Genomic DNA, 12,582 nt, shown 5'->3' on the forward strand with positions numbered 1-12,582 from the left:
GATCCGGAGTTGAAGGAGATGCTCTTGTCTCTCGCGCAGTCCGCGCTTCCCATCGGCATCAGCGGCATCGACAAGCGCTTCGGTGCTGTCTCCATCCTCAGCGATCTCAGCCTCGATGTCGCCGCGGGCGAATTCCTGACGCTGCTCGGGCCGTCCGGCTCCGGGAAGACGACGCTGTTGATGATCCTGGCCGGCTTCGTGCGGGCCAGTGCCGGCTCCATCAAGGTCGGCGGCGAGGAGATCATCACCATGCCGCCGCACAAGCGCAACATCGGAATGGTGTTCCAGAACTATGCGCTGTTCCCGCATATGAACGTCTTCCACAACATCGCCTTTCCGTTGAAGCAGCGGCGCGTGCCGGCGGCTGAAACGGCAGAACGCGTCGAGCGGGCGCTGGACCTCGTGCAGCTGAAAGGTCTCGGCGAGCGCCGTGTCGACCAGCTCTCCGGCGGCCAACGCCAGCGCGTGGCGTTGGCCCGCGCCATCGTCTTCGAGCCGCGCATCGTCCTGATGGACGAGCCGCTGTCCGCGCTCGACAAGAGCCTGCGCGAGCATATGCAGATCGAGCTGCGCAACCTGCATCGCCGGCTCGGCATGACGACGGTCTACGTCACGCACGACCAGCGTGAGGCGATCACCATGTCGGACCGCGTCGCTGTCATGAATGCCGGACGCATCGAGCAGATCGATCAGCCCGAGATCCTCTACGCCAGGCCGAAAACGAAGTTCGTTGCCGGCTTCATCGGCGAATCCAGCTTCATTCCGGTTGAATGCCGCAATGGCGGCGTCTGGCATGAAGGCAACAAGCTGCGCATGAAGGATCCAATGCCGTCCTCGGGCCGGCACCTGATGGTGGTGCGGCCGGAGAAGCTGCGCCTGATCGCTGGCGAACAGACCGGCGACATCAATGCACTGCCGGCAACGGTCGGCGACGTCATCTACCAGGGCGACAGCTTCGTCTGCTATGCGACGCTCAAGGACGGCCGGCAGGTGATTTTGCGCGACTATTGCCGCTCCGACGTGCTGGCGAGACTGCCGGCGCCGGGCGAGCCGATAACGCTCGGCATCGATGCGCAGGACGTCGTGCTGGTGGCCGACCAATGAGCCTCGCATCCGCCAGCCTCGACCACGCCGGACGGCCCGATGGGGCGCTCAATACCGACGCCTTGCGCGCCGACGCGCGGCGGGAAGCGCGGGGCCTGCTCGCGCTTTTGTCGCCCGGACTGCTTCTGGTCTTCGCCGTGATCATCATACCGATCGGCTGGCTGTTCTGGCTTTCGCTGTTCGACGAGAGCGGTCAGCTCAGCGCCGCCAATTATGCGCGCTTTTTCGAGCAGGCCTCCTACATCAAGACCTTCGTCACCACCTTCAAGGTGGCCTTCGTCGTCTCCGGCGCCTGCGTGCTCTTCGGCTATCCGCTGGCCTATATGCTGTCGCAACTGCCGCGCCGCGCCGCCGGGGTCTGCCTGATCTTCGTCATCCTGCCGTTCTGGACCTCGGTGCTGGTGCGCACCTATGCCTGGCTCGTCATCCTGCAGCGCAAGGGGCTGGTCAACACATGGCTGATGGATCTCGGCGTCATTGGCCAGCCGCTGCCACTCGCCAACAATTTCGCCGGCGTCGTCATCGGCATGACCCATATCATGCTGCCCTTCCTGGTGCTGCCGCTCTACGCCTCGATGAAGACCATCGACGTCGACTGCTTGCGCGCCGGCATGAATCTCGGCGCCAGCCCGGCCGCCACCTTCTGGCAGGTCTTCTTCCCGCTGTCGCTGCCCGGCCTGGCCTCGGGCGTGGTCATCGTCTTCGTGCTGTGCCTCGGCTTCTTCGTCACCCCGGCGCTGATGGGCGGCGGCAAGGTCATCATGTGGGCGATGCGCATGGAGCAGACCACCAGCCTCTATTCCAATTGGGGCGCGGGCGCCGCCCTCGGCGTCGTGCTGCTCGCCGTCACGCTGGCGCTGCTTGGCCTCTTCCACTGGCTGCTCGGCACCCGCGCCACCGGTGTGTGGAGCGAGCGATGAGTATGGAAAATGCCCTGCCCATCTCGCATCGGCAACGCCTGTGGCTCTACGCGCTCGGCGGCCTTGTCATGCTGTTCCTGATCGCCCCGTCGGTGATCATCGTCATCATGTCCTTTTCCGGCTCGTCGCTCTTAGAGTTCCCGCCGCAGGAATGGTCGCTGCGCTGGTATGAAAGCTATTTCGGCTCGGTCGAATGGCGCGACGCCACCGTCGTATCGGTCAAGGTTGCCGTGATGACGGCGATCGTCGCAACGCTGCTCGGCACCGCCGCCGCCTACGCCATCAACGCCCGCACACTGCGGCTGACCGGCGCGATCAACGCGCTGCTCACGGCATCGCTGATCATCCCTGTCATCCTGATCGGCATTGGCACCTTTTTCCTCTATGCCCGCATCGGCCTCAACAACACACTGACCGGCTTGGTCATCGCGCACACAGTGCAGGCGCTGCCGCTGGTCGTGCTGACAGTCCTTTCGGGGCTGCGGTCCTACGACATGAACCAGGAGATGGTGGCGCGCAGCCTCGGGGCCGGCCGCTTCTCGGCCTTCTTCCAGGTGACGATGCCGCAGATACGCTTCTCGATCGTCTCCGGCGCGCTGTTTGCCTTCATCACCTCCTTCGACGAGGTGGTGGTGTCGCTGTTCATCTCCGGCGGCGAGACCACGACGCTGACGCGGCGCATGTTCAATGCGCTGCGCGATCAGATCGATCCGACGATCGCCGCCATTTCGACTTGCCTGATCGTGCTATCGATCGTCTTGTTGTCCGCTGCCCAGCTTTTCGGCCGCGGACGTTGATACAGGGATACCCAGACCCGCATGCGTGATTTCCAGTTTCCCGGCCGCTCCCCGGTCCGCGCCACCGAGGCGATGGCCGCGACCTCGCATCCGCTCGCTACGCTTGCGGCCATGGACATGCTGCGCTCCGGCGGCAACGCCATGGACGCCGCGGTTTGCGCGGCCGCGGTGCAGGCCGTGGTCGAGCCGCAATCGACCGGCATCGGCGGCGACTGTTTTGTCCTCTATTGCCCGAAGGGCGACGGGAACGTGCTTGCCTTCAACGGCTCGGGCCGTGCGCCAAAGGCCGCGACGGTCGACTGGTATCTGGACAAGGGGTTCAGCGAGCTTCCGAAGCAGGGTCCGCACGCGGTCACCATCCCAGGCGCCGTCGACGCCTGGTGTCGGCTGCTTGAGGATCATGGCCGCAAGGGTTTGGCCGACGCGCTCGCTCCGGCCATCCGTTATGCGGAAGAAGGCTATGTCGTGCACGACCGCGTCGCCTTCGACTGGGAGGATCCCGAGACCGACCTGACGGCCGACGAGGTGGCGATGCGCATCTTTTTGCCGGGCGGCAAGCCGCCGAAGGCCGGCGATGTTCATCGCCAGCCGGAGCTGGCGGAGACGCTGCGCATCATCGCCAGGAAAGGTCGCGCCGGTTTCTATGAAGGCGAGGTCGCGGACGATCTGGTCGGGCGGCTTCGCGCGCTCGGCGGCCTGCATACGCTCGACGATTTCGCCGCCACCAAGGGCGATTACCGGACCGCGATCAGCACCTCTTATCGCGGCTATGACATCCACCAGATGCCGCCCAACAATCAGGGCCTGACCGCGCTTCTGATGCTGAACGTGCTCTCGGGCTTCGAACTGGGCAAGCTCGATCCCGACGGCGCCGCGCGCCTGCACCTCGAGATCGAGGCGGGCCGGCTCGCCTATCAGGATCGCGATGCATTTTTCGCCGATCAGGATCAAGTCGATGTGCCGGTCAAGGCGCTGCTTTGCGGCGCCTATGCCGACAGCCTGCGCGCCGCGATCGATCCCGAGCGCGCCATGACCCATCTGCCGCGTCTCGATCTTCCGGGCAGCGACACGGTCCATATCAGCGTCGTCGACCGCGACCGCAACGCGGTGAGCTTCATCAACTCGACCTATTATTCGTTCGGCAGCGGCGTTGTCGGCCCGAAGACCGGAGTCGTGCTGCAGAACCGTGGCTCGAGCTTCCGCCTCGATCCGAAGCACCCGAATGTGATAGCGCCCGGCAAGCGGCCGATGCACACGATCATGCCGGGCATGATGACGAAGGATGGCCGCGCCCTCATGCCTTTCGGCGTCATGGGTGGCGGCTATCAGCCCTTCGGCCACGTACATCTTTTGACCAACATGATCGACTTCGGCATGGACCCGCAGCAGGCGATCGACGCGGCCCGCGTCTTCTATAATCACGACGTCGTCGAGGCCGAGCGAAGCGTGCGCGCCGAGACGATCGAAGGCCTGCGCCGGCTTGGACATCGTATTGTGGAGCCCGACCATCCGCTGGGCGGCGGGCAGGCGGTGCTGATCGACTGGGAAAAGGGCACGCTGACCGGCGCGTCCGATCCGCGCAAGGACGGCCTGGCGCTCGGATATTGAGCAGCGCTGGACATAAGCCGATCGTTCGAAACATAGTCTGGAACCATGACGAACAGCGAAAACGCCACCGATCTTGCCCATCGTCTTGCACCCGGCGCCGACGACGCGCCGGCCATCGCCGCGCCCGAACGGACGGCACTCTCGCATGGCGGGCTGCGCCGCCTGATCCGCGATACCGTGGCGCGCTTGAACGCGCTCGACATCGGCCGCGGCGATCGCATCGCCATCGTGCTGCCGAACGGTCCGGAAATGGCGACGGCCTTCATCGCCGTGGCCGCCGCCGCGTCGACCGCGCCGCTCAATCCGGCCTACCGGGCCGACGAGCTCGATTTTTATCTCAGCGATATCGGCGTCAAGGCGATCCTCGTCCGCAAGGAGGAGGCAGGCCCCTCGGTCGAAGTCGCCGAGCGCCTCGGTATCCCGGTGCTGCGGCTGCTGGTGCCGGAGGGCGCGCCGTCTGGAACCTTCACGATCGAGGGTGAGCCGGTTGGATCGCCGGTCTCGTCTGGCTTCGCCGCGGAAAGCGATGTCGCGCTGCTGCTCCACACTTCCGGCACGACGTCGCGTCCGAAACTGGTGCCGCTCAGCCACGCCAACCTCGCCGCGTCGGCGGCACATATCGGCGCGACGCTCGGCCTGACACCGGCCGACCGCTGCCTCAACATCATGCCGCTGTTCCACATCCATGGGCTGATCGCCGCGGTGCTGTCCTCGCTCGCCGCCGGCGGCAGCGTCTTCTGCACGCCGGGCTTCAGCGCGCTGCGTTTCTTCCAGTGGCTCTCTGAGGCCAAGCCAAGCTGGTACACCGCCGTGCCCACCATGCATCAGGCGATCCTGCCGCGCGCCGCCCGCAATCCCGAGCAGCTTGCCGAGGCGAAGCTGCGCTTCATCCGCTCGTCGTCGGCGTCATTGCCGGCGCAAGTGATGGCCGAGTTGGAGAAGACCTTCGGCTGCCCGGTGATCGAGGCTTACGGCATGACGGAGGCCGCGCATCAGATGGCGTCCAACCGTTTGCCGCCCGGCCTGCGCAAGCCCGGCAGCGTCGGCGCGTCGGCCGGACCGGAAGTCGCCGTCATGGCGCCGGACGGGCGCCTGCTCAAACCCGGAGAGGTCGGCGAGATCGTCATTCGCGGACCGAACGTCACGGCAGGCTACGAGAAGAACCCGGATGCCAATGCCAGCGCCTTCGCCCATGGCTGGTTCCACACCGGCGACCAGGGCGTGCTCGACGAGGACAGCTATCTGCGCGTCACCGGCCGGCTGAAGGAGATCATCAACCGCGGCGGCGAGAAGATATCGCCGCTCGAGGTCGACGACGTCTTGATGGATCATCCGGCGGTGGCGCAGGTCGTCACCTTCGCCATGCCGCATGACAAGCTGGGCGAAGAGGTGGCGGCGGCCGTCGTGCTGCGCGAAGGCGAGAGCGCCAGCGAGGCCGATATCCGTGGCTTTGCATCGACCCGGCTCGCCGACTTCAAGGTGCCGCGCAAGGTGGTGATCCTCGACGAGATCCCGAAGGGCGCGACGGGCAAGCTGCAGCGCATCGGGCTGGCGGCCAAGCTCGGGCTCGGCTGATGCGCGTTACGGTCTTTGGCGCCGGCGCGATCGGCGGCTACCTCGCCGCGAAGCTGGCGATCGCCGGTTCTGTCGATCTGTCCATCGTGGCGCGCGGCGCGCATCTGGAAGCGATCAAGGCCGGCGGCCTTCGCCTGATCGAGGACGGCGAGGAAACCGTGGCGCAGGTGAGGGCGGCGGCACGCGCCGAGGAACTCGGCGTGCAGGACTATGTCGTGCTGGCGCTGAAGGCGCATTCGCTGGAGCCGGCGCTGGACGAGATCGCGCCACTATTGGGCGAGGGGACAGCCGTCGTCACCATGCAGAACGGCGTGCCCTGGTGGTATTTCCACAAGGCGGGCGGCGCTCTCGAAGGCACGCGGCTGGACGCGGTCGATCCAGGCGGCGCGATCTGGCAGCGCATCAGGCCCGAGCGCGTCATCGGCTCCGTCGTCTATCCCGCTGTCGAGGTCGATGCGCCGGGCCTGATCCGCCATGTCGAAGGCACGCGCTTTTCGCTGGGCGAGCCTTCCGGTGAGAAGAGCGAGCGGGCAACCGCGCTTGCCCACGAAATGGTCAAGGCCGGGCTGCAGGCGCCGGTGCGCGAGGACATCCGCTCGGAGATCTGGGTGAAGCTTTGGGGTAACCTCTCCTTCAACCCCATCTCGGCGCTGACCGGCGCCACGCTTGCGGCAATCGTCGGCGATGAAGCCACGCGCGCCGTCGCCCGCGCCATGATGCTGGAGGCGCAGGCGATCGGGGAGAAGCTCGGCGTGCGCTTCCTTATTCCCGTCGACCGGCGCATCAAGGGCGCCGGCGATGTCGGCGAGCACAAGACCTCTATGCTGCAGGACCTCGAGCGCGGCCGCCCGATGGAGATCGACGCGCTGGTCACCGCTGTGCAGGAGCTCGGCCGCCTGACCGGCCAGCCGACGCCGATCATCGACACCGTGCTGGCGCTGGTACGGCGGCTGGCGATCGAGCGCGGGTGTTACTAGAGGAACGCCGGTCCTGAAAATCCGCCGCTTCACTCCGATAGCTCTAACTGCCACATGAACAAAAATAGAACAAAGGGTCTGGCCGAATTGACTCCTCTGGGAACATTTTCCTATTTCCTAATGCATGCCGGAGCCCAGCAGCCGAACCCGACGTGTCGTCCAGACGCTAAGCCGTGCCCATGACATTGGGCAGTTAATTCGCGTCCGCTGCATCAACTGCAACATTACGCGCTACTACCTCCCAGGAGACCTCCTCAAGCTTATGGGGGACATTCCGTTCTGGGATGTCGAGCGGCATATGCGGTGCGAGCGCTGCAAGCGGCGGGAGTTCGATGTGGACATTCTTCTGCCAAGCGCGGTGCAAGGCGTAAAGATACGCGTGAGGCGGCTTGTGGGGGTGCGTATGGTGCGGCGGGTGATGTGGAGCGATGAATAGCAGCATAGGCTGGGTTGTTGTAAAGCAGGCCACAAGGGCAAGGGTAGCAGCTCCCGGACACCTCGGCTATCGGCTAAGAACACTGCCGAAAGGAAGCATCGATGCTCCGCATTCTCGTTGACACCTGCGTGTGGCTAGACCTGGCGAAGGACTATCAAACCAGCCGGTTGTCGCTGCCCTGGAGGACCTCCTCAACCACCCTGACTTTGGACTAATCGTGCCTCAGACGGTCCTAGACGAGTTCGCTCGGAACAAGGAGAGGGTTGCCGTCGATGCGAAACGAAGTCTTCAATCCCATTTCAGCCTCGTCAGGGACGCTGTGCGACGTTTCGGAAGCGAGAAGGACATCGGTCCGACCATCAAAGCCTTGAACGAGGTGGATCACGCGGCGGTCTACAAAGGCGAGGCCGTGAACGAATCCTTTGAGCGTATCGAGCGGATGCTCCAGGCAGCAGAGCCGATCCCGGCAACGGAGTCGGTCAAGGCCCGCGCGGCTGATCGCGCCCTCCATGGGTCGGCTCCCTGCCACCGCTCTAAGAACAGCATCGGAGATGCCATCATCATCGAGACCTATGCTGAGCAGATGGCTCCGGTCGCTGCTTGGGACGACGAGTTTGCCTTCGTCACACACAACAAGGCCGATTTTAGTGAGGAAGCGGGCGACCACCGCCAACCACATGCCGATTTGCTGCCGCTGTTCGACGGCGGTCGCTCGACATTCTGGATTTCGCTGGCGGACGTGCTTAACGACCTAGACCAGGACTTGCTGGCGAACTACGACCTTCAGCTATATGGGGCCACCCAGGTTCGAGGGTTCTCTGAAATTCGCGAGGCCGAACATCTGCTCTACAGGCAGGTCTGGTACAACAGGCACCAGAACCTGCGCATCAGTGTCGAGCGCGGAAATACGAAAATCGTTTCTGGTGCAGAGTGGTCGGCTGCGGAGCCACGCCGCCGCCAGACGCTAATTACCCAAGGCACTTGGAAGCTTGCACGCGAGGCCGCTAATCGGACCGAGCAGGAGGTCGGAATTCAGAATCTCGGTCCCTGGGACGACTTTGAATGGGGCATGATCAATGGGAAGCTCTCAGCGCTACGCTGGGTTCTAGGCGACGATTGGGATATGCTCGACACGTGAGGCTTGGGATTTTCAGAGGTGCGCTCGGGGCACATCCCACCATCTAGAACAATGAGCCCTGCACCGGAGATTGCTGGGGAAACTTGATCTGGGTGGCCGGCTTCTCAACAACCACCAAGGCATCGTCCGGCGCTGTCCGCTGCATGTGCCGAGCTTCGGTCCATGGTGCAGTGAGCCAGATCTCCACCTCCTCCTGTGTGGTGAGGATCACCGGCATCGCCTTCTCGTGGATAGGGGCGATGAGGGCGTTGGGTTTGGTCGTGAGGAAGCCGTAAAGCTCGAAGTCTCCCGGTCCGTCCTTTAACCTACGGACACCCTGCCAGCGCGTCCACATGCCCGCGAAGAAGAACAGAGGCCGGTCCTCGCTTCGGGCAAACCAATAGTTCCGTTGAATCCCCGTCTCGGGGTCCTTGTCGTTGGGCTTCGGGCTCGGCTCCGCAAAGCTCGTGACGGCCACCACACAGCGGTTCTCGACGCCAACGTATTGCTGCCAATGGCTGTACTGTGGATTGCGAATGTTGGTGGTACCGTAATCCGCCTTGCCCTTCACCCGGTCGGCCGGCGTAGGCATCCCCCAGAGCAGCTTGGCAAGCTCCCGCTGGCCATCAGGGGCGTTGCGGACCACGGCCCCGGGCATGTTAGGGTAGACATCCAGCGAGGGCTCAAGGTTCCCCATGATGTCCCGCATTGCGCGGGTCCACTCCCGGATGGCGTCCTGGCTGGTGGTGATGTTGTAGAGGTTGCACATGCCCTAGGATGCCCCAGCGATCACTCGTAATCCAGAAACAAAAAATGGCCGACGGACCTGTACTGGTCGGTCGAACATGCCTGCATCTCGAGTCTGTCTAAGGTCTTCTGTTGGGGTCCCAAGTGTCCGGCCAACTAGCCGAGCACCATGGCCCAATGGCTTGCAAGGCGCTGGCGGGAACTGGATCGTTGGCCTTCGATGGCGCAAGCCTCACCATCCTGACACGATTTGTCACCTGCGGAGCCGGCTGTCGGTGGCAGGCGAACGATCGATACCTACCTGATGTCTGGTCCAAACTGGGAGGAAATCATGACCACTGCCGAAATTGCCAAAGATTTCACCGAGCTCCTCAAGCGGGGCGACAGCCACGGCGCTGCCGCGAAATACAATGCCGACGACATCGTCAGCTACGAGGCGATGGAAGGGCCGATGGCCGTTTGCAACGGCAAGGAAGCCGTCAAGGAGAAGGGTGCTTGGTGGGAAGCCAACCATGAGGTCCACGGCGGCTCGATCGAGGGTCCCTATGTCAATGGTGACCAGTTCGCCTTGCGCTTCAGCTTCGACGTGACGCCCAAATCGACGGGCGAGCGCGTCAAAATGGATGAGGTTGGCCTCTACACCGTCAAGAACGGCAAGATCACCGAAGAGCGTTTCTATTATTGAGGCTTGCCGGCATTCGGCTGCGCACGCCTTTCGCAGCATGATTTGAAAGATCGGGAATGGCGGCCGGATGACATCTAGGCCGCCATGTCTGCTTCGCAAATCGTCAGATAGTCCACAAGCTGGTCGGCAACCGTTCCCCGCAAAATCGCACCGGCGCGAAGCGCTGGCAAAGCTTGTGGGGCCGGCCTAGGCTTCTGCCGGATTCGAAAATCTCATCCGACAGAGGCTGCCTTGACCATCACCATATATGGCATCACCACTTGCGACACGATCAAGAAGGCGCGCGTCTGGCTGGAGAGCCATGACGTGCCGTATCGCTTTCATGACTACCGGGCAGAGGGGATCGAGGCCGACAGGCTCAGCGGTTGGATCGGCAAGGTCGGCTGGCAAAAGCTGCTCAACAAGGGCAGCACGACCTTTCGCGAGCTGCCGGAAGCGGACAAGACGGGGCTGGACGAGAAGAAGGCGAAGAAGCTGATGCTCGCCAAGCCGACGATGATCAAGCGGCCGGTGCTGGAGGTGGGGAATGACGTTATCGTTGGCTTCAAGCCGGATGTTTATGAGGAGGCGGTGGGCGGGAAGTAGGCACGACCACTTACGTCGAGTTCCTTCGCCCCCTCTCTGTCCTGCCGGACATCTCCCCCTCAAGGGGGGAGGTCAGCCGTCACGCCGGCCTTCGCCAATCAACCTTGCAAGAATTAGCGGAGCGCCGGAGCTGCCAATCTCCCCCCAAGAGGGGGAGATGTCCGGCAGGACAGAGGGGGGCGCTGTCCCGCCAGCATCTCAACGTTTACGCCTTTAGGTACGCCGCCAGCGCCACCGCATTGTTGTTCGCTTCGTCATGTGCGCCGTAGAGCAACGTCACCTTGCCTTCGCGAAGCAGGCTACGCAGCTGCGCTACCGCGTCGCTATTGGCTTCGAGCTCGGCCCGATACCGCTTCTGAAACTCCGGCCAGCGATCCGGCTCGTGCCCGAACCATTTGCGCAGCGCGTCGCTCGGCGCGATGTCCTTCAGCCAAAGCGTCAGTTCGGCGTCCTTCTTGCTGACGCCGCGCGGCCAGATCCGGTCGACCAGCACCCGCTGGCCGTCGGCTTTCGCCGGCGGCTCATAGACACGCTTCACCGCAATGTCGAAGGCCACTTATGCCTCCTTTGCCAAGCCCCGGCAAAGTTTGCAGCGGTTGGGCTCGGCGACTTCGCCGTAGCCGTCCGTCCGAAATTGCGCCAACAAAATACCGTTACGCCCACTCGCCCTTGCGCATCACCGGCACGCGGCCGCCATCCTTGGCCACGCCGTCAATGTCGATCTTGTCGGAGCCGATCATCCAGTCGATGTGGATGAAGCTCTTGTTGCCGCCGCGCTCCGCGATCTCGTCCTGGCTGAGCGACGCGCCGTTGACGAAGCATTTCGAATAGCACTGCCCGAGTGCGATATGGCAGGCGGCGTTCTCGTCGAACAGCGTGTTGAAGAACAACAGCCCGCTCTTCGCGATCGGCGAGGAATGCGGCACCAGCGCTACCTCGCCGAGACGCCGCGCGCCTTCATCGGTGTCCAGCACCTTCTGCAGCACGTCCTCGCCCTTCGAGGCCTTGGCCTCGACGATCCGCCCACCCTCGAAGCGCACCGAGATGTCGTCGATCAGCGTGCCCTGGTAGGAGAGCGGCTTGGTCGAGGAGACATGGCCCTCGACGCGCCTCGCATGCGGCGTGGTGAAGACCTCCTCGGTCGGAATGTTCGGGTTGCAGGTGATGCCGTTCTTCGCCGTCGAAGCGCCGCCCATCCATTCATGGCCATCCGCCAGCCCGACGGTCAGGTCGGTGCCCGGCCCGGTGAAATGCAGCGCGTGGAAACGGTGCTCGTTGAGCCACTTCGTGCGCTCGGCCAAGGCGGCGTTATGCGCCTTCCAATTGCCGATCGGGTCCTCGACGTCGACCCGCGAGGCCGAGAAGATGGCGTCGGCAAGCTTCACCACCGCGACGTCGTCCGGCTCACCCGGAAACACCTGTTTTGCCCAGGCAAGATCGGGATAGGCGACGATGTTCCAGTTGATGTCGAAGCCGGTGATCTTCTCCAGCGCCGGCTGGTAGGCCATCGAGTTGGCCTTGTTGGCGCGCGCCACCTTGGCCGGATCCTGCGACGAGAGCAGCGACGGATCCTCGCCGCGCACGGCGAGCCGCGCCGCATTGTTGGAGAACGCCTTCGCCATGCCTTCATAGAGCCAGCCGGCGGCGCGATCGAAGCCGGCGTCCGCCCCATAGCGAAAACGCGCCAGCGTGATCTCGTCGTCGTTGAAGATGGCCGTCACCAGCCCGGCGCCGGCCTTATAGGCGTGCTCGACGATGCGGCGGGTCAGCGGCAGTGCCGCGATCGAGGAGGTCAGCACCAGGTCCTGACCGGGCTGCAGCTGCAGCCCGACCTTGACGGCGACTTCCGCCAGCCGGTCGAGCTTCACCGGGTCGATGCTTGCCGAAACGCCGCGCGAATGTGTGGTCATGATCCTGCCTGCTATTTGTTGGGGTTCTCATCCTTACATAGACCGCTGCGATTGACCTTTCCACCGCGATCGACTGGGCCTGCTCTCAAGCAGGACGAACCGCGGCATTGAAAAGTGCGGA

Annotated in this window: 12 protein-coding genes; 9 read left to right on the top strand and 3 right to left on the bottom strand. The window is 63.8% G+C overall.

The genetic code is table 11. The features are described from left to right. Nucleotides 1-24: 24 nt before the first annotated feature. The 7 genes from LB523_RS05040 to LB523_RS05070 all read left to right on the top strand — a co-directional run bounded on the left by LB523_RS05040 (nucleotide 25) and on the right by LB523_RS05070 (nucleotide 8,555). Complete coding sequence (locus LB523_RS05040) at nucleotides 25-1,104, top strand: ABC transporter ATP-binding protein (RefSeq protein WP_224601785.1); 1,080 nt, start codon at nucleotides 25-27, stop codon at nucleotides 1,102-1,104. Continuing rightward, entirely contained in the window at nucleotides 1,101-2,024 is a 924-nt protein-coding gene (locus LB523_RS05045) for an ABC transporter permease (RefSeq protein ID WP_224601243.1), read from the top strand. Before LB523_RS05040 ends, LB523_RS05045 begins: the two co-directional genes overlap by 4 nt. After that, on the top strand, nucleotides 2,021-2,821 hold the full coding sequence (locus LB523_RS05050; protein WP_224601245.1) for an ABC transporter permease: 801 nt from the start codon (nucleotides 2,021-2,023) through the stop codon (nucleotides 2,819-2,821). Before LB523_RS05045 ends, LB523_RS05050 begins: the two co-directional genes overlap by 4 nt. A gap of 21 nt (nucleotides 2,822-2,842) precedes the next feature. Then, on the top strand, nucleotides 2,843-4,429 hold the full coding sequence (gene ggt / locus LB523_RS05055; RefSeq protein ID WP_224601246.1) for a gamma-glutamyltransferase: 1,587 nt from the start codon (nucleotides 2,843-2,845) through the stop codon (nucleotides 4,427-4,429). Nucleotides 4,430-4,474: 45 nt separating this feature from the next. After that, nucleotides 4,475-6,004, top strand: a complete 1,530-nt coding sequence (locus LB523_RS05060; protein ID WP_224601248.1) for an acyl--CoA ligase — start codon at nucleotides 4,475-4,477, stop codon at nucleotides 6,002-6,004. Beyond that, a complete protein-coding gene (locus LB523_RS05065; RefSeq protein WP_224601250.1) occupies nucleotides 6,004-6,981 on the top strand; it encodes a 2-dehydropantoate 2-reductase in 978 nt (325 codons plus the stop codon). The genes LB523_RS05060 and LB523_RS05065 overlap by 1 nt, the downstream gene beginning before the upstream one ends. Nucleotides 6,982-7,634: 653 nt before the next feature. Then, a complete protein-coding gene (locus LB523_RS05070; protein WP_318011938.1) occupies nucleotides 7,635-8,555 on the top strand; it encodes a PIN domain-containing protein in 921 nt (306 codons plus the stop codon). Nucleotides 8,556-8,598: 43 nt separating this feature from the next. Here LB523_RS05070 and LB523_RS05075 read toward each other — a convergent pair whose 3' ends face one another. Then, nucleotides 8,599-9,303, bottom strand: a complete 705-nt coding sequence (locus LB523_RS05075; RefSeq protein ID WP_224601254.1) for an SOS response-associated peptidase — start codon at nucleotides 9,301-9,303, stop codon at nucleotides 8,599-8,601. Nucleotides 9,304-9,612: 309 nt separating this feature from the next. On the opposite strand from LB523_RS05075, the gene LB523_RS05080 reads away from it, so the two are divergent. Next, a complete protein-coding gene (locus LB523_RS05080; RefSeq protein ID WP_224601256.1) occupies nucleotides 9,613-9,966 on the top strand; it encodes a nuclear transport factor 2 family protein in 354 nt (117 codons plus the stop codon). A 231-nt stretch (nucleotides 9,967-10,197) separates the two neighbouring features. Beyond that, nucleotides 10,198-10,551 carry an ArsC family reductase gene (locus tag LB523_RS05085; RefSeq protein WP_224601258.1) on the top strand — a complete coding sequence of 118 codons (354 nt, stop codon included), beginning with the start codon at nucleotides 10,198-10,200 and terminating at the stop codon, nucleotides 10,549-10,551. A 205-nt stretch (nucleotides 10,552-10,756) separates the two neighbouring features. Here LB523_RS05085 and LB523_RS05090 read toward each other — a convergent pair whose 3' ends face one another. Beyond that, nucleotides 10,757-11,107, bottom strand: coding sequence for a DUF488 domain-containing protein (locus LB523_RS05090; RefSeq protein ID WP_224601260.1), 351 nt, complete (start codon nucleotides 11,105-11,107; stop codon nucleotides 10,757-10,759). A gap of 97 nt (nucleotides 11,108-11,204) precedes the next feature. Then, a complete protein-coding gene (locus tag LB523_RS05095; RefSeq protein WP_224601263.1) occupies nucleotides 11,205-12,461 on the bottom strand; it encodes an aminopeptidase in 1,257 nt (418 codons plus the stop codon). Nucleotides 12,462-12,582 lie beyond the last annotated feature (121 nt).

Origin of the sequence: Mesorhizobium sp. ESP-6-4 (assembly GCF_020164735.1) — a bacterium.
In the GTDB taxonomy this organism is placed as follows: domain Bacteria; phylum Pseudomonadota; class Alphaproteobacteria; order Rhizobiales; family Rhizobiaceae; genus Mesorhizobium.

Coding starts and splice junctions, on each gene's coding strand:
- LB523_RS05045 (WP_224601243.1), top strand. CDS start 1,101: ATGAGCCTCGCATCCGCCAGCCTCGACCACGCCGGACGGCCCGATGGG.
- LB523_RS05050 (WP_224601245.1), top strand. CDS start 2,021: ATGAGTATGGAAAATGCCCTGCCCATCTCGCATCGGCAACGCCTGTGG.
- ggt (WP_224601246.1), top strand. CDS start 2,843: ATGCGTGATTTCCAGTTTCCCGGCCGCTCCCCGGTCCGCGCCACCGAG.
- LB523_RS05060 (WP_224601248.1), top strand. CDS start 4,475: ATGACGAACAGCGAAAACGCCACCGATCTTGCCCATCGTCTTGCACCC.
- LB523_RS05065 (WP_224601250.1), top strand. CDS start 6,004: ATGCGCGTTACGGTCTTTGGCGCCGGCGCGATCGGCGGCTACCTCGCC.
- LB523_RS05075 (WP_224601254.1), bottom strand. CDS start 9,303: ATGTGCAACCTCTACAACATCACCACCAGCCAGGACGCCATCCGGGAG.
- LB523_RS05080 (WP_224601256.1), top strand. CDS start 9,613: ATGACCACTGCCGAAATTGCCAAAGATTTCACCGAGCTCCTCAAGCGG.
- LB523_RS05095 (WP_224601263.1), bottom strand. CDS start 12,461: ATGACCACACATTCGCGCGGCGTTTCGGCAAGCATCGACCCGGTGAAG.